The organism is Pseudomonas sp. GD04058 (assembly GCF_029836855.1).
Taxonomy (GTDB): domain Bacteria; phylum Pseudomonadota; class Gammaproteobacteria; order Pseudomonadales; family Pseudomonadaceae; genus Aquipseudomonas; species Aquipseudomonas bharatica.
The window spans coordinates 56,801-71,790 of sequence record NZ_JAOECN010000004.1; the positions used below are offsets into that span (position 1 = coordinate 56,801).

13 protein-coding genes are annotated in these 14,990 nt (G+C 64.6%); 6 read left to right on the forward strand and 7 right to left on the reverse strand.

The features are described from left to right. Positions 1-35 precede the first annotated feature (35 nt). The 3 genes from N7650_RS05115 to N7650_RS05125 are packed head-to-tail and all read left to right on the forward strand — an operon-like array spanning position 36 to position 6,161. Entirely contained in the window at positions 36-686 is a 651-nt protein-coding gene (locus tag N7650_RS05115; RefSeq protein ID WP_279897274.1) for a GNAT family N-acetyltransferase, read from the forward strand. A 55-nt stretch (positions 687-741) separates the two neighbouring features. Continuing rightward, positions 742-2,484: an autotransporter assembly complex protein TamA gene (locus tag N7650_RS05120; RefSeq protein ID WP_279897275.1), complete on the forward strand. Its 1,743-nt coding sequence runs from the start codon at positions 742-744 to the stop codon at positions 2,482-2,484. Next, positions 2,481-6,161, forward strand: coding sequence for a translocation/assembly module TamB (locus N7650_RS05125; RefSeq protein ID WP_279897276.1), 3,681 nt, complete (start codon positions 2,481-2,483; stop codon positions 6,159-6,161). Before N7650_RS05120 ends, N7650_RS05125 begins: the two co-directional genes overlap by 4 nt. 1 nt (position 6,162) lies before the next feature. Here N7650_RS05125 and N7650_RS05130 read toward each other — a convergent pair whose 3' ends face one another. The 4 genes from N7650_RS05130 to N7650_RS05145 form a co-directional block, all read right to left on the reverse strand. Then, on the reverse strand, positions 6,163-6,699 hold the full coding sequence (locus N7650_RS05130) for a DUF2589 domain-containing protein (RefSeq protein ID WP_240500638.1): 537 nt from the start codon (positions 6,697-6,699) through the stop codon (positions 6,163-6,165). A 98-nt stretch (positions 6,700-6,797) separates the two neighbouring features. Continuing rightward, a complete protein-coding gene (locus tag N7650_RS05135) occupies positions 6,798-7,448 on the reverse strand; it encodes a DUF2589 domain-containing protein (protein WP_279897277.1) in 651 nt (216 codons plus the stop codon). A 76-nt stretch (positions 7,449-7,524) separates the two neighbouring features. Continuing rightward, the gene (locus N7650_RS05140; RefSeq protein WP_009401015.1) at positions 7,525-7,905 is read right to left on the reverse strand and encodes a Mor transcription activator family protein; all 381 of its coding nucleotides are present in this window, start codon (positions 7,903-7,905) and stop codon (positions 7,525-7,527) included. Positions 7,906-8,203: 298 nt separating this feature from the next. Further along, complete coding sequence (locus N7650_RS05145; protein ID WP_279897278.1) at positions 8,204-8,662, reverse strand: hypothetical protein; 459 nt, start codon at positions 8,660-8,662, stop codon at positions 8,204-8,206. Positions 8,663-8,825: 163 nt separating this feature from the next. On the opposite strand from N7650_RS05145, the gene N7650_RS05150 reads away from it, so the two are divergent. Continuing rightward, on the forward strand, positions 8,826-9,014 hold the full coding sequence (locus tag N7650_RS05150; RefSeq protein WP_009401013.1) for a hypothetical protein: 189 nt from the start codon (positions 8,826-8,828) through the stop codon (positions 9,012-9,014). A gap of 41 nt (positions 9,015-9,055) precedes the next feature. Here the strand turns inward: N7650_RS05150 and N7650_RS05155 are convergent, their stop codons facing one another. Beyond that, positions 9,056-9,448 (reverse strand): fe2+ zn2+ uptake regulation protein, encoded by a 393-nt coding sequence (locus N7650_RS05155; RefSeq protein WP_279897279.1) that lies wholly within the window; start codon positions 9,446-9,448, stop codon positions 9,056-9,058. 255 nt (positions 9,449-9,703) lie between these two features. Between N7650_RS05155 and N7650_RS05160 the strand changes: the two genes are divergently transcribed. Further along, the gene (locus N7650_RS05160) at positions 9,704-11,971 is read left to right on the forward strand and encodes an acylase (protein WP_279897397.1); all 2,268 of its coding nucleotides are present in this window, start codon (positions 9,704-9,706) and stop codon (positions 11,969-11,971) included. Here the strand turns inward: N7650_RS05160 and yegQ are convergent. After that, complete coding sequence (gene yegQ / locus N7650_RS05165; protein ID WP_279897280.1) at positions 11,961-13,277, reverse strand: tRNA 5-hydroxyuridine modification protein YegQ; 1,317 nt, start codon at positions 13,275-13,277, stop codon at positions 11,961-11,963. The genes N7650_RS05160 and yegQ overlap by 11 nt on opposite strands. A gap of 232 nt (positions 13,278-13,509) precedes the next feature. Between yegQ and N7650_RS05170 the strand changes: the two genes are divergently transcribed. Continuing rightward, on the forward strand, positions 13,510-14,574 hold the full coding sequence (locus N7650_RS05170) for an AI-2E family transporter (RefSeq protein WP_009401007.1): 1,065 nt from the start codon (positions 13,510-13,512) through the stop codon (positions 14,572-14,574). 27 nt (positions 14,575-14,601) lie between these two features. On the opposite strand, the gene N7650_RS05175 is transcribed toward N7650_RS05170, so the two are convergent. Beyond that, positions 14,602-14,964: a DUF5064 family protein gene (locus N7650_RS05175; RefSeq protein ID WP_279897281.1), complete on the reverse strand. Its 363-nt coding sequence runs from the start codon at positions 14,962-14,964 to the stop codon at positions 14,602-14,604. Between the last annotated feature and the right edge of the window lie 26 nt (positions 14,965-14,990).

A 14,990-nucleotide genomic window follows, 5' to 3' on the forward strand; every position in this document is an offset into this window, starting at 1 on the left:
AGCAATGCCCAACTGCCATCAGGAGATCCGCGACCATGCCCCAATCGACCCCCGCGCCGGCCGAAGTGCGTCTGCTCGACGGCGGTTACAGCCGTGAAGCGCGTTCTCTGCTCTACCACGCCTACCGCCACGAACCCACCTACGCCTACCTGTTCGAAGCCGAGCGCCCTGGTTTCGAGCAACGCGTGCGCGCCCTGGTTCGTGAGCGGGTGCGCCAGCATTTCCTGCAGGACCTGCCCGCCCTCGGCCTGCTGGTGGAAGACCGCCTGATCGGTATCGCCCTGATCTCCCCGCCGGTCCGTCGCCTCGGCGTGACCGAGAGCTGGGCCTGGCGCCTGCGCATGATGCTGTCGGCCGGAGTGCGTTGTACCCGCCGCTACCTCGAATATCGCGCGGCCTTGCTCGCCTGCCTGCCCGGCGATGCCGTGCATATCCTGCCGCTGCTGGGTATCCATCCGCAGTTCCAGGGCCGGCACTATGGCGAACAATTGCTGGCGGCGGTGCACGATTGGTGCGCCGCAGACGAAAGTTCCCGCGGCGTGGTACTCGACACCGGCAACGAGCACTACCTGGATTTCTACCGCCGCCAGGGCTACCTGGAAATCGGTGAAGTGGCCGTCGGGCCGATTCGCGAGCATGTGTTTTTCCATCCCGCGCCGCAGAGGATCGCCCTGGCTCCGGCCTGATCCGGACGGCTTTCGACATGCAAGCCGTCAGCCGCCTCTGGTAGCATCCGTGCCCATGACGTATTCAGGACGCTTTTCCCTGGGTTTGATCCTGTGCCTGGCCAGCAGTGTCGCCGCCGCCGCACAGAGCGAACTGGTCGTTCGCATCAAGCCCGCCAACACCGCACTCAAGGCCAATGTCGAGGGTTATATCGGAAGCCTCGGCGAGCGTGACGAAGAGGCGCTGCTGCGCTTCAGTCGTGGCGCCGAGGAGCAGGCGCGCAAGGCCGCCCAGGCCCTGGGTTACTACCAGGCCCGGATCGATAGCGAGGTGCTGCCGCCCCGCGACGAGGACAAGGGGCCACGCCTGCGCCTGACCATCGAACCCGGCGAACCCATTCACCTGCGCAACGTCAAGGTGCGCATCGACGGCTCGGCCAGCCAGCTCAAGGCCTTTCGCATCCCCGACAGCAAGGCGCTGCGCAGCGGCGCGGTGCTCAATCATGGCAGCTACGAGGACGCCAAGCGCCTGATCCAGAACCAGGCCTCGCGCTATGGCTTCTTCAAGGGCCACTTCACTAGCAATCGCCTGGCGGTGGACCCCGCCGCCGGGGTCGCCGATATCGACCTGGTCTACGATAGCGGCCCGCGCTATAGCCTGGGCAAGGTGACGTTCGAAGGCGACTCGCCCTTCGATGAAGACCTTCTGCAACGCATGGTGCCGTTCAAGGAAGGCACGCCCTACGACTCCGAGCTGATCGCCGAACTGAACAACGCCCTGCAATCCAGTGGTTATTTCGAAGGCGTGCGGGTCGATGCCGCGCCCACGGCGGCGCAAGGCCAGAGTATCCCGGTGGCCGTCGATGTGCAGGCGCGCAAGCCGCGGACCATGGGCCTCGGCCTTGGCTATTCGACCGACGTCGGGCCGCGGGTGAAGGCCAACTGGACTCGCCACTGGGTCAACCCGCAAGGCCACAGCTACGGGATCGAAAGCGAGGTTTCGGCACCTCGGCAGAATATCGGCCTGTGGTACGACGTGCCCCTCGACCCGCCGCTGACCGACAAGCTGCGCTATGCCGGCGGCTATCAATATGAAGAGATCGCCGGCACCGATACCTTGAGTAAATTGCTCACCGTCGGCCCGGAATGGCACAGCAAGCTGCCCAGCGGCTGGCAGCGCGTGCTGTCGCTGAAGTGGCAGCGCGAGGAATACCGCCTGGGTGACGATTCCGGGCTGAGTACGCTGCTGATGCCTGGCGTCAGCTACAGCTACCTGCGCAGCGACAACCGTATCGATCCGTACAACGGCTACCGCCTGCAATTCGATGCGCGGGTGGCCAAGGAAGGGCTGATGTCCGACACCAACCTGCTCAACGGCACGGTGCTGGTCAAGGGCCTGACCACCCTTGCAGACAAGCACCGTTTCCTCGGTCGTGCCCAGTTCGGTGGCAGCGCCACCAACGGTTACAAATCCGTACCGCCATCCCTGCGCTTCTTCGCCGGTGGCGACCAGAGCGTGCGCGGCTACGATTACCAGACCCTGTCGCCGACCAACAGCGACGGCGACCGCATCGGCGGTCGCTACATGGTCGCGGCCAGTGCCGAATACCAGTACCAGATCGCCGATAAGTGGCGGGTGGCGACCTTCGTCGACCAGGGCAACTCCTTCAACAATCTCGAACTCCCCAGCCTCAAGACCGGCGTCGGCTTCGGCGTGCGCTGGATTTCCCCGGTGGGGCCGCTGCGTCTGGACCTGGCCAAGGCGCTGGACGACGGCGGCGGGATTCGACTGCACTTCTCGATGGGACCAGAGCTGTGAAACGGGTAGCGAAATGGAGTGCGATCAGCCTGTTCGCAGTGTTGGTTCTGATAACCCTGGCCTTGGGCCTGGTGCTGGGTACGCAAGCGGGCAGCCGTTGGGCCCTGGGCCTGGTGCCCGGCTTGCAGGTGGACGGTTTCCAGGGGCGTCTGGCCGGTTTGTGGCAGGCGGAAAAGCTGGTCTGGCAGTCCGGTGAGGACCGCGTCGAACTGACCGCGCCGCTGCTTGAATGGACGCCCGGCTGCCTGCTGCGCCGGACTCTGTGCGTGGACAAGCTGCACGCCGCGCAGATCGAGCTGGCCTTCGCGCCCACCGAAACCGATCCGGACAGCGGTCCGCTGAAACTGCCGGACCTCGATCTGCCGCTGGCCATCGAGCTGGGCGAAGTCCAGGTCGGCGTGTTGCGGCTGGACGGCGCCGAGCAACTCAGTGGCCTGACCCTCGCCGCCCACTGGACCCGCGAAGGCCTGAAGATCGACAGCCTCGATCTCAAGCGCGAAGACCTGCACCTGACCCTGCAAGGCCTGCTGCAACCCAGCGGCGACTGGCCGTTGCAGGCCGAGGGGCAATTGCAGTTGCCGGCGGTGGACGGCCAGGCCTGGCAACTGGCGTTGCAGGTCAAAGGCGATCTGCAGAGGAGCCTCGACCTGCAGGCCGACAGCAGTGGCTATCTGCAAGGCCGCCTGAGCGGCCAGTTGCAACCGCTGGCGGAAAACCTGCCGGCCCAGGTCCATCTCAGCGCCAGGGACTTCAAGGCCGTTGCCAGCCTGCCGGACACCTTGCTGTTCCAGCAGCTCGAACTGACTGCCCATGGTGATCTCAAGGCCGGCTACCAGTTGGTTGGCGCTGGCAATCTCGCCGCTCGGGACGGCCCGATCAACCTGGCCCTGCGTGGCCGGGTCGATGCCAAGGGCGCCGAAGTGGCCGGACTGGACCTGACCGCCAGCGCCGAGCAACGCCTGGCCCTGACCGCCACGGCCAATTGGGAAAACGCCCTCGCTGCCACGGCCACCCTCGACTGGCAGGATTTCCCCTGGCTGCGCCTTTATCCGCTGGACGAGGCGCCGCAAGTAGTGCTGCATCGCCTGAAGGCCCAGGTGCAGTACCGCGATGGCAGCTATGAAGGCGATTTCAGTGGCGATCTCGACGGGCCGGCAGGTGCCTTCACCCTGCGCAGTCCGTTCAACGGCGACCTTGGCCGCATCAGCCTGCCGCAACTGGTGCTGGATGCGGGGCAGGGCAAGGCCGCCGGCAGTGTCAGCGTGGCCTTCGCGGATGGCGTGGCCTGGGACGCGGCATTGGATCTGTCCAACCTCGACCCGGCCTATTGGCTCAAGGAGATGCCCGGCACGCTCGCCGGCCCGCTGCGCAGCAAGGGCGAGCTGAAGAACGAAAAACTCTCGCTGAACGCTGACCTCGACCTCAAGGGACGCCTGCGCGGCCAGCCTGCGCTGCTGCAGCTCAAGGCCGAAGGCGCCGGCGAAGAGTGGACCCTGGGCACCTTGCAGGTGCGCCTGGGCGACAACCGGATCAATGGCAGCGGCAGCCTGCAACAGCGCCTCGCCGGACAGGTCGACCTGAACCTGCCGCGCCTCGGCCAGCTCTGGCCGCAACTGCAAGGGCAGGTCAAGGGGCGGCTGGATGTCTCCGGCACCCTCAAGGCGCCGCAAGGTCAGTTGAAACTGCAAGGCACGCAACTGGCCCAGGCAGAAAACCGTCTGCAATCCCTCGATCTCGACGCCCGTCTCGATGGCGCCCAGAAAGCCTTGGTCAACCTCGATGCCAGGGGCATCCGCGCCGGCGAAACGGCACTGGGCACCCTGACCGCCAAGGGCCAGGGCGATATCCGCCAGCAACAGTTGCAACTTGCCCTCGATGGCCCGCAACTCAAGCTCGACCTTGCCCTGGACGGGCAACTGGACCGGAAAAAAGGCGACTGGCGCGGACGTCTGGCCAGCGGCGAAATCAAGGCCGGCGGTCAGGACTGGCGCCTGCAGGCGCCGGCCACCTTGCAGCGCCTGGCTAACGGGCAGATCGATTTCGGTGCCCACTGCTGGCGCTCCGAGCCGGCCAGCCTGTGCGGCGATCCGCAGCGCCTGGCGCCGGAGCCGCGGATTCGCTATCACCTCAAGGAATTCCCGCTGGAAAGCCTGGCGCAATGGCTGCCGAAGGACTTCGCCTGGCAGGGCCGGTTGAATGCCGATATCAATCTCGACTTGCCGGCCAGTGGCCCGAAAGGTTCGGTGCAGGTGGATGCCAGCGGTGGCACCCTGCGCATCCGCGAGAAGGGCCAGTGGGTCGATTTCCCTTACCAGGCCCTGCGCCTGGACAGCACCCTTGGTCCGCGCCGGGTCGATACCCGGGTGGACTTCCGTGGCGGTCGCCTGGGCGAGCTGAGCCTGAATGCGCGCATCGATCCGCTGGCGCGCAACAAACCGTTGAGCGGCGATTTCAACCTCAGCGGCCTTGACCTCGCGGTGGCGCGGCCCTTCGTGCCGATGGTCGAGCGCCTGGCCGGGCAGTTGAATGGCAGCGGGCGGATTTCCGGCACGCTGCTGGCGCCGCTGGTCAATGGCAACCTGGTGCTGTCGGGAGGCGAAGTGGCAGGGGCCGAGCTGCCGCTCAGCCTGCGTGACCTGAGCGTACGGGCGCAGATCGCCGGCGAGCAGGTGCAATTGAATGGCGACTGGAAAAGCGGCGAGCTGGGCCAGGGCCGCCTGGGCGGCGAGATCGGCTGGGGCCAGGCGTTGAGGGTCAACCTGGCCCTGCAAGGCCAGCGCCTGCCGGTCAGCATCGAGCCCTATGCAGCGCTGGAAGTGGCGCCGGACCTGAAGATCAGCCTGCAGGGCGAGCGTTTGGCGGTCAGCGGCAAGGTGCTGGTACCCAAGGGCACGATTACCGTACGCGAGCTGCCGCCCTCGACGGTCAAGGTGTCGGAGGACACGGTGATCGTTGGCCAGCAGACCGAGGAAGGCAAGGCGCCGATGCAGGTGGCAATGGATATCGACGTGCAGGTCGGCCAGGACAAGCTGGCCTTCAGCGGCTTCGGCCTGACCGCCAACCTGCTTGGCCAGGTGCATATCGGCGATAACCTCGATACCCGTGGCGAACTGAGCCTGGCCGACGGTCGCTATCGTGCCTACGGCCAGCGCCTGACCATCCGCCGTGCCCGGCTGCTGTTCGCCGGCCCTATCGACCAGCCCTACCTGGACATCGAAGCGATCCGCAAGACCGACGATATCATCGCCGGCATCCGCCTCACCGGCAGCGCCGAGCAGCCCACCACCACGGTGTTCTCGGAACCGGCGATGAGCCAGGAGCAGGCGCTGTCGTACCTGGTGCTGGGGCGTCCGCTAAGCACCACCGGCGAGGACAACAATATGCTGGCGCAAGCGGCGTTGGGGCTTGGCCTAGCGGGAAGTGCGGGGATCACCGGCAGCCTGGCATCGAGCCTCGGCATCGAGGACTTCCAGCTGGATACCGAGGGCAGCGGGCAGAGCACCGCCGTGGTGGCCAGCGGCAACCTGACCGATAAATTGAGCCTGCGCTACGGCGTTGGTGTTTTCGAGCCGGCCAACACCATTGCCCTGCGGTATCTACTGAGCAAGCGCCTGTACCTGGAAGCGGCCAGTGGCGTGGCCAGCTCCCTGGACCTGTTCTACAAGCGGGATTTCTAGTTCAGCGCACGGTGGCGGCGTCTATGAACTCATTGCTGGAGGTTGGCGGGCCGTCGGCAGGGGCGGGCTGGCGGAACGGCGAGATCAGGTTGGTGTACTCCTCGATCAGCCGATTCAGGGCTTCGGGGGGTTCGCAGGCCTGGAACTGCATGCGGATCTGTACCTCGTCCGGATCGCGCGACTCGCCCTGGCGGCGGTTCTGCTGGCCGACCTTGACGAAGAAACGCTGGTGCGCGGAGTCGCTGCACTGGCCAGGGGCAGGGCGGGTATTCTGGATCTTCACCGACAGGTCCACCTGCATCCGCTCCAGCGCCAGTCCGCGTGGTGCAACCAGGGCGATTAGCGGGATCCTCAGGGTGTGCCGGTCATCCATGGCCACTTCGACCATCTTCGCCTTCATCGGCGCGCCCAGTTGCTGGCTGTCGTAATCGAAAAACTGGTCGAACAGCCTGATGTACTGCTGGGCGATCAGCCCGGTGGTGGCGGAAGCGGCTTCCTGCAGGCCGCGGGTGATATCGCAGAGGTCACTGGTGGCGATGGGTTCCTTCGGGGGCGTCTGGTCCACGGGCGGCATTCCTTATCCGGGTGAAGGGTTGCCCCGCACGAGGCGGGGCGGTGTTCAGGCAAAGCGATTGATCAGCCGGCGGCGGGTGGGCTCGCCAGGGTCTTCGGATCAGGGACGGCGTTATCGGTCGGTGGAGCGTCCGGGTTGGTCGCTTCACTATTGGGCAAGGTGATGGGCTTGGTCGCGGCGTCAGTGAGGAAGTCGATCACCCGCATCAGCGCTTCCGGTGGATCCTGGCGGGCGATGCGGGTGCTGATGGCATAGCGGGCACGGGTGTCTGTCTTGCGGGTCTGCGCCGACTTGTGGCTGACCTGGCCCTTGACCTCGAGCTTGAACGGGCCCCAGCCCAGGGATGCACCGAAATCGGCAGAGCCGGCGGTTTCCTTGGTGTCTTCGGCGCTCTGGCTGATGGTCAGCTCGAAGTCGATGGTGCCTTCCTCGATCACGATGTTCGGATGAGCGACCGCCGCCAGCAGCGGGATCTGCATCTTGCGCGACATGGTGCCTTTGTAGACACCCTGTTCATCGGTAATGGCTTCGTCATAGTCGAACTGGATCGAGACCGCCTTGCCGTCCTTGATACAGACGCCCAGGAGGAAGTCCGCGTAGCTTTTGCTGGCGGTGACCTGGGCCTGGATCATGGCTTGCAGGGGGCCGGAGATCATCCGGTCCAGGGGCAGTGCATTGATTACCGAGCCGATAAGGCTGCTATCGATGGACATTCAAGAATTCCTTCTCTTGCTTGCGCGAAAGTGCGCGGTGGCTGCGAGGCACGAGGGTGTGCCCCGCAAGGGCTCCTTAGCGTGAGTGCGCTTCCTGGCGACGGATGTTGCCGATCTGGCGCAGGCTCAGGCCGTATTTATTGGCCAGTACGCTGCGTGACAAGCCGTTGGAGCTTTCCTCCTGGATCTGCTGGTTGCGCAACTGGCGGTTGAAGTGGTCGCACTTGGGAATTTCCAGGGCCATGCCGGCATAGCGCTTGATCAGGGCTTCCAGCGCGTCGGCCGGGAGGATCTCGGCCAGCGAAGTGCGTTCGCGATGCTTGGGTATGTACTTGGGTCGACCGCCGTAGATATAGGTCAGGCGGTAGGCATGTTCGATGCCGATGCACTCGATGAGCATCTGCAGGGATTGAGGGAGCTGCTCGATATCGATTCGCTTCAGGTCACATGATTGCATGTTGACGTCCTTGTTTTTCTGGCGTGAGCAAAAGGGTCTCTGTCTGGGCCAGGCGAGGCTTGAGCGTTGTGCAGGATGGGTAGCGAGCACTGGGCTGGCCAGGTGGCGTGGGATCGATTCTCGACCAGCCTTGCAGTGGTCGCTAGGTAGCAAGCAGGTCAGGAGCGGTAGCCAAGAAGTCAAAGCACTGTAAGTATCGTGATTACATCAAGTAGGCAGAAACCTGCTGATCAGCCGGCAGCCCTTGACCCTTCGCGCGCCCCTCGGATCGAGGGGCGCGTGGTTGCTCAAGGCTGACTCAAGGGCAAGGTTGGCTGACCAGCAGGCTGACCTGGCCCATCCATGGCCCGGGGTCACCGCGAGTGACCTCGGGGAAGGTGCGCCAGTCGACCGTCAGGCATAGGGCGCTAAGATCTGTGCCGCCTAGCTTGCCGACCACCAGCGGCTGGAAGTCGCGCCGGTATTGCACGCGCGTCAGGTTTTGCGCACTGGCAGAATCGGGACGGGACAGGGTGGCCCGGGTCAGTTCATCGATGCGTTGCTGGGATACGACGAAATGCGCCGCCTTGCCTGGCGTCAGGTGCCCGGCTTCGCGGCTGCGCTGCCAAAGCAACTGCCACTGGCTGCTGCCGGCGTTCCGGGCCAGGCTGGTGGCCAGGGCGATCAGCTCGGTTTCGCTGCGGTTTTCGGTTTCCAGCGCCTGGGCGCCGAGGCAGGTAGACAGCACCAGGCTGCCGAGAAGGGTGCGCAAGGACATGATATTAAGGCTCGCGGGTAAGGGCCTGGGCCCGGAGCCGAGCATGGTTTCAGCTGGTGCCTGCGGAAAAAACAGGGAAAAGATCCTCCGAAGCAAGGCTGCGATGTATCATTGCGCCCGGCCGTTCATCGGCCTTCACCATCGCTGCTGCAAGGATTTTCCAATGACTCAAGGGCAACGCCTGAAATACTCGATCCTGATGACCCTGGTCTTGCTGGCCGCCATGCTGGGCCTGTCGTGGCTGCAGAAGCAGGGGGTGATCACCGAGCAGATGTTCCAGTACATCGCCATGGGCCTGGCCGTGGTTTTCGTGGTCATCAATGGCATCCTGCGGCGCAAGGTCAAGCCCTGACCGAGCAGAGCAGGGCGGCCGGCGCAACGCCGGCCGGTCGCTCAACGCGAAGGGGCCTGCTCCAGAACGGCGCGGGCCTGGGGGTTGAGGCTGTAGCATTTGTCGCTGCCCATGCTGATCACGCCTTCGACGCAAAGGCGCTTGAGCACCTCGCGAACGCTCAGGAACGACAGCGGGATATCGAGCCTTTCCAATTGACTGTGGATGCCGCGCACACCAATCGCGCGTCCTTCACGATCTGCCGTATGCAAGGCATCGATCACCTTGAGGCGGATCAGGCTGGTGCGCAGGCCGAATACCCGCAGCAACTCGCGGATCTGCTCGTTGCCGGCACGTTCCTCGGTTTCCGCTGCCTCGTTCCTGGCCGGCAGCGTGGCGTTCGTCCTGCGTCTGAAGCGAAGTGGCTGGGGTGGTTGCGGTTGCTGGTCGTACATGCAAAAACTCCCTTTTCAGAGCCTGTCTGTCCTGCGTTCAAATGACGCTCCCAACCTATAAGACGAATGAGCGCGACAAATCTGCAATTGGAGCGGAAAAAAATTCCGCCTTTCTACCTGTAACGAAGCAGCCACCCCTTTACCGTAAATTTTTCATCCGGACTTCGTTCTATCAGGATGTCCTTGCTATGCCTGATTCCGGCAGGAGTTCCCGTGATCGCCATTTCCCCTTCCTCCAGGCTCTGCCTGGCCCTGATGCTGGCCGGTATCGGCCTGTGTGCCCAGGCCCGTGACAATCCCGGGGCGGTTTCCGCCGAAATCCGCCGTACCACCTTCGGTGTGCCGCATATCCTTGCCCGCGACGAACGCGGCCTCGGCTATGGCATCGGCTATGCCTACGGGCAGGACAACCTGTGCCTGCTGGCCAATGAAGTCGTCACGGTCAACGGCCAGCGCTCGCGCTGGTTCGGGCCGCAGCAGCGGACCCTGGAACAGCGGCGCAATCTCTCCAGCGATCTGTTCTTCACCTGGCTGAATACGCCGCAGTCCGTGTCGGCGTTCTGGCAAGCACAGCCGGCGCCGATCCAGGCATTGCTGGAAGGTTATGCCCAAGGCTTCAATCGTGCGCTGGCCGAGCGTCGCGAACAGGGCCTGCCGGCTGAATGTCAGCAAGCCGAGTGGCTGCGCCCCATCACTGCGTTCGATCTGGTCAGGTTGACCCGGCGTTTGCTGGTGGAGGGCGGGGTCGGCCAGTTCGCCGAAGCAGTGGCAGTTGCCACGCCGCCTGGCACGGTCGCCCGGTTCGACCCTAAGGATCTGCGCGTCGCCCTGGAAAACCAGCAACGCTTCGCCCTTGAGCGCGGCAGCAATGCAGTGGCCCTGGGCAGCGAGCGATCGCGCACTGGGCACGGCATGCTCCTGGCCAATCCGCATTTTCCCTGGAACGGCGGCATGCGCTTCTACCAGATGCACCTGACCATCCCGGGCCAGCTCGACGTCATGGGCGCAGCGCTACCGGGCCTGCCGCTGGTGAATATCGGCTTCAACCGCCATATAGCCTGGACCCACACCGTGGACGCCTCGCGACATTTCACCCTGCATCGCCTGCAACTCGATCCGTCGGATCCGACCCGCTACCTATTCGATGGCCGCTCGTTGCCAATGGACCGGCAGACGCTGAAGGTCACGGTCAAGGGCGAGGACGGGCAGTTGCGCGAGATCAGCCGCGAACTGTTCAGCACCCGTTTCGGCCCGGTGGTGCAGTGGCCGGGACGCCTGGACTGGACGTCCGGTGTTGCCTTCAGCGTGCAGGATGCCAACCTTGGCAACACCCGGGTGCTGCAGCAATGGCATGCGCTCAACCAGGCCGACAGTCTCGCGGCCCTGCAGGCGTCGGTGCAGCGTTTGCAAGGTATTCCGTGGGTCAACACCCTGGCCACCGATGCCGGTGGCCGCACCCTGTACCTCAACCAGTCGGTGGTGCCCTACGTTGACGCCGAGCTGCTGGGCCGCTGCAGCGACCCGAAGGCCGGCGCCGAGATGATCGTGCTCGACGGCTCGCGCAGCGCCTGCGACTGGAAGGTCGACGCCCGTGCCGTGCAACCGGGGATCTTCCCGGCGCAGATGCAGCCGCAGTTAAGCCGCGGGGATTTCGTCCAGCATGCCAACGACAGCGCCTGGCTGGTCAATCCGGCACAGCCGTTGACCGGTTTTTCGCCGCTGGTCAGCCGGGACGGGATTCCCCTCGGCCCGCGCGCACGCTTCGCCCTGAGTCGTCTTCAGCAACCGGGCAAGCTCGGAGCCGAGGACCTCAAGCAGATGGTGATGGGCGACCAGGTCTACCTGGCCGAGATGTTGCTGCCGGATCTGCTCAAGTGGTGTTCCGGGGCGGAGGACGACCCCAATCTGCGAAGCGTCTGTGCCTCGCTGGCCAGATGGGATGGCCGGGCTGGCCTGGACAGCGGCCTTGGGCTGGTGCATTTCCAGATCATCATGCAGGCGTTGCAGGAGAAAGGCGGCTTCTGGCGGGTCGCGTTCAGTCCTGCCGATCCGATGCACACTCCGCGCGGCCTGGCCTGGGAGCGTGCCGCAGTGGCGAAGATGTTGCGCGAAGCAGCGCTGGCCTCGGCAGCGCGGGTGGCCGGTGCCGACGAAGCGACCCGCTGGGGCCAGATCCAGCAGGCCGCCGACGGCACGCCGATCCACGGCGGCCCGGCCAATCTCGGCGTGTACAACGCGATCCAGAGCGTCGACGGTGCGCCGGGCAAGCGCCGGGTGGTCAGCGGCACCAGCTATCTGCAACTGGTAACGTTCGACGACAAGGGGCCGCAGGCCGAGGGTCTGCTGGTGTTCTCGCAGTCCAGCGAGGCCGCTTCGCCCCATGCCAGCGACCAGACCCGCGCGTTCTCGGCTGGTCAGTGGCACGCGACACCCTTCACCGAAGCGCAGATCAAGGCCGATCCGCAGTACCGCACGCAGTCGATCGGCGAACCGCTGCCGAGCGAGGCTGCTGTCAGCCGTTGACATCACGCATCAGCAGGCCGTAGGCCAGGTCGGCCTGCCCGGGTACTGGCAGGTAGACCACATGGCCGTCGCCGGGGGCGACCTGCAGCGGTTTGCCGTGGCGGTCGCGCAGTTCGGCCAGGTCGAAGTGGAAGTTGCCAGCCGGGGTCATCAACTCCAGGTGATCGCCCAGGGCGAAGCGGTTCTTCACCAGGACTTGCGCCAGCCCGTCGACCCGTTCACCGGTCAGTTCGCCCACGAACTGCTGGCGCTCCGACACCGAGTTGCCGCGCTGGTAGTTCTGGTATTCGTCATGCACGTGGCGGCGCAGGAAGCCTTCGGTGTAGCCGCGCTGGGCCAGGGATTCGAGGTCGAGCATCAGCGAGCGGTCGAATTCGCGTCCGGCCACCGCATCGTCGATGGCCTGGCGGTACACCTGGGTGGTGCGCGCGCAGTAGAAATGCGACTTGGTGCGTCCCTCGATCTTCAGCGAATGCACGCCCATGCGCGCCAGGCGCTCGACATGCTGCACGGCGCGCAGGTCCTTGGCATTCATGATGTAGGTGCCGTGCTCGTCCTCGAAGGCCGGCATGTCTTCGTCCGGGCGATTGCTTTCCTGGAGCAGGAAAACCTGCTCGGTGGGGGCACCGAGGCCGAGGGTCGGTTCCGGTTCGAAGGCGCGGACGATATCTCCGGTTTCGTTCTCGGTGGCCTCGCTGGCGGTGTATTTCCAGCGACAGGCGTTGGTGCAACTGCCCTGGTTGGCGTCGCGGCGGTTGAGGTAGCCGGACAGCAGGCAGCGCCCGGAATAGGCCATGCACAGTGCGCCATGGACGAAGACTTCCAGCTCCATCTCCGGTACCTGCTGGCGGATTTCCTCGATCTCTTCCAGGGACAGCTCGCGCGACAGGATCACCCGGGTCAGGCCCAGGCCCTTCCAGAACTTCACGCTGGCCCAGTTCACCGTATTGGCCTGCACCGAAAGGTGGATCGGCATCTGCGGGAAATGCTCGCGCACCAGCATGATCAGCCCCGGGTCGGACATGATCAGCGCATCCGGGGCCATGGCGATCACCGGCTCCAGGTCCTTGAGGAAGGTCTTGAGCTTGGCGTTGTGCGGCGCGATGTTGACCACCACGTAGAACCGTTTGCCCTGGGCCTGGGCTTCCTTGATGCCGAGGGCGAGGTTGGCGTGGTCGAACTCGTTGTTGCGCACCCGCAGGCTGTAGCGCGGCTGGCCGGCATAGACGGCATCGGCGCCATAGGCAAAGGCGTAGCGCATGTTCTTCAGGGTGCCGGCGGGGGCGAGCAGTTCGGGCTTGGTCATGGTCGGTGCACCGGGGCAAAAGGCGCGGATGCTACGGCAGGGGCGGTTTCGATTTATTGATCTGGAGCAACGGCACTTTCTGCGTGGCGCAGGGCACTAATGTTCAGTGCTGCTGGCGGCCTCATCGCTGGCAAGCCAGCTCCCACAGATACGCGGATCCTGTGGGAGCTGGCTTGCCAGCGATGAGGCCATCAGCCGCACCCGATAAACAGGTGTTGATCTAAGGACCGACATGAGCGAAACCGCATTGCAAAAAAGAACCCTCATCGGGTTGCTGGTCCTGGTCACGGTGGCCTTCTTCTGGATCCTCCTGCCGTACTACGGGGCCATCTTCTGGGCCGTGATTCTCGGCGTACTCTTTGCGCCCATGCAGCGGCGCCTGCTGCTGCGCCTTAACCAGCGACGCAGCCTGGCCGCCGGGCTGACCCTGCTCGTGTGCCTGTTGATCGTGGTTTTGCCGGTGATCGTCGTCAGCGGCCTGCTGGTGCAGGAAGGCGGGATGATCTACAAGCGCATCGAGAGTGGCGAGCTGGATATCGCCGGTTATGTCGAGCGCTTCAAGGAAGTGCTGCCGCCCATCGTCCAGCATGGACTGGAGCGCCTTGGCATCGGAGACCTCGACGGCCTGCGCGACAAGGTCGCCAAGGGCGCCATGGAGGGCAGCCAGTTCTTCGCCAGCCAGGCCTACAGCTTCGGCCAGGGCACCTTCGACCTGGTGGTCAGCCTCGGTGTGATGCTGTACCTGCTGTTCTTCTTCCTGCGCGACGGTGCGGAGCTGGTGCGGCGGATCCGCATGGCGATCCCCCTGGCCGAGCAGCAGAAGCGCCGCCTGCAGTTGAAGTTCAACCGGGTGGTACGCGCCACGGTCAAGGGCAACTTGCTGGTGGCCATCGCCCAGGGCGCCCTGGGCGGCCTGATCTTCTGGGTGCTGGATGTACCGAGCCCGCTATTGTGGGGCGTGCTGATGGCCTTCCTGTCGCTGCTGCCAGCGGTGGGCGCGGGAATCGTCTGGGCGCCGGTGGCGGTGTATTTCCTGTTCAGCGGGGCAGTGTGGCAGGGCGTGGTATTGACCGCCTTCGGCGTTTGCGTGATCGGGCTGGTGGACAACCTGCTGCGCCCGCTGCTGGTGGGCAAGGACACGCGCCTGCCGGATTACCTGATCCTGGTCTCGACCCTCGGCGGCCTGGCGGTGTTCGGGCTCAACGGCTTCGTCATCGGGCCGTTGATCGCCGCGCTGTTCGTGTCCAGTTGGGGAATCTTCACCAATACCCGGCCACAGGTGCAGCTTCCGCCTTGACAGGCCGGGCGTGCCTTGCGGTGGGCGTCATTCGAAATGGCGGACGTCCACCGCATCGCCGGACTGCATGTTCAGCTTCTGGCGTATGTCTTCGAACATCAGATCGTAGTGCTTGTGCTGCGAGCCAATGCTGCTCAGTTCCTTGGGAATCCCGTATCGCTCGGCGATCTGCGTGACGTTGCGGGCAAAGTTGTAGGCTTCCTCCTTGGGTAACCAGAAGGTCTCGTCCACGTTCTTGTCCTGGATGCTGCCGTGCATCCTGAACTGAATGCCCTTGCCTTGTTTCGGGTCCTGGGTGACCTCGTAGCTGATCTTCAGGTTGTAGCTGACGTCCTTCGGCGTCAGCGCATGTCGTTCGATATGCAGTTGCCCGGGGTCGAATGTGGCCATCGTCGTTTCTCCTGGAAAAGGGGCGC

Bases quoted from the DNA above. Each gene is read 5' to 3' on its own strand.
- yegQ (WP_279897280.1), bottom strand. From the start codon at position 13,277: ATGACCAAGCCCGAACTGCTCGCCCCCGCCGGCACCCTGAAGAACATG.
- N7650_RS05150 (WP_009401013.1), top strand. From the start codon at position 8,826: ATGACTCAAGGGCAACGCCTGAAATACTCGATCCTGATGACCCTGGTC.
- N7650_RS05140 (WP_009401015.1), bottom strand. From the start codon at position 7,905: ATGCAATCATGTGACCTGAAGCGAATCGATATCGAGCAGCTCCCTCAA.
- N7650_RS05170 (WP_009401007.1), top strand. From the start codon at position 13,510: ATGAGCGAAACCGCATTGCAAAAAAGAACCCTCATCGGGTTGCTGGTC.
- N7650_RS05115 (WP_279897274.1), top strand. From the start codon at position 36: ATGCCCCAATCGACCCCCGCGCCGGCCGAAGTGCGTCTGCTCGACGGC.
- N7650_RS05160 (WP_279897397.1), top strand. From the start codon at position 9,704: ATGCTGGCCGGTATCGGCCTGTGTGCCCAGGCCCGTGACAATCCCGGG.
- N7650_RS05175 (WP_279897281.1), bottom strand. From the start codon at position 14,964: ATGGCCACATTCGACCCCGGGCAACTGCATATCGAACGACATGCGCTG.
- N7650_RS05145 (WP_279897278.1), bottom strand. From the start codon at position 8,662: ATGTCCTTGCGCACCCTTCTCGGCAGCCTGGTGCTGTCTACCTGCCTC.
- N7650_RS05155 (WP_279897279.1), bottom strand. From the start codon at position 9,448: ATGTACGACCAGCAACCGCAACCACCCCAGCCACTTCGCTTCAGACGC.
- N7650_RS05135 (WP_279897277.1), bottom strand. From the start codon at position 7,448: ATGTCCATCGATAGCAGCCTTATCGGCTCGGTAATCAATGCACTGCCC.
- N7650_RS05120 (WP_279897275.1), top strand. From the start codon at position 742: ATGACGTATTCAGGACGCTTTTCCCTGGGTTTGATCCTGTGCCTGGCC.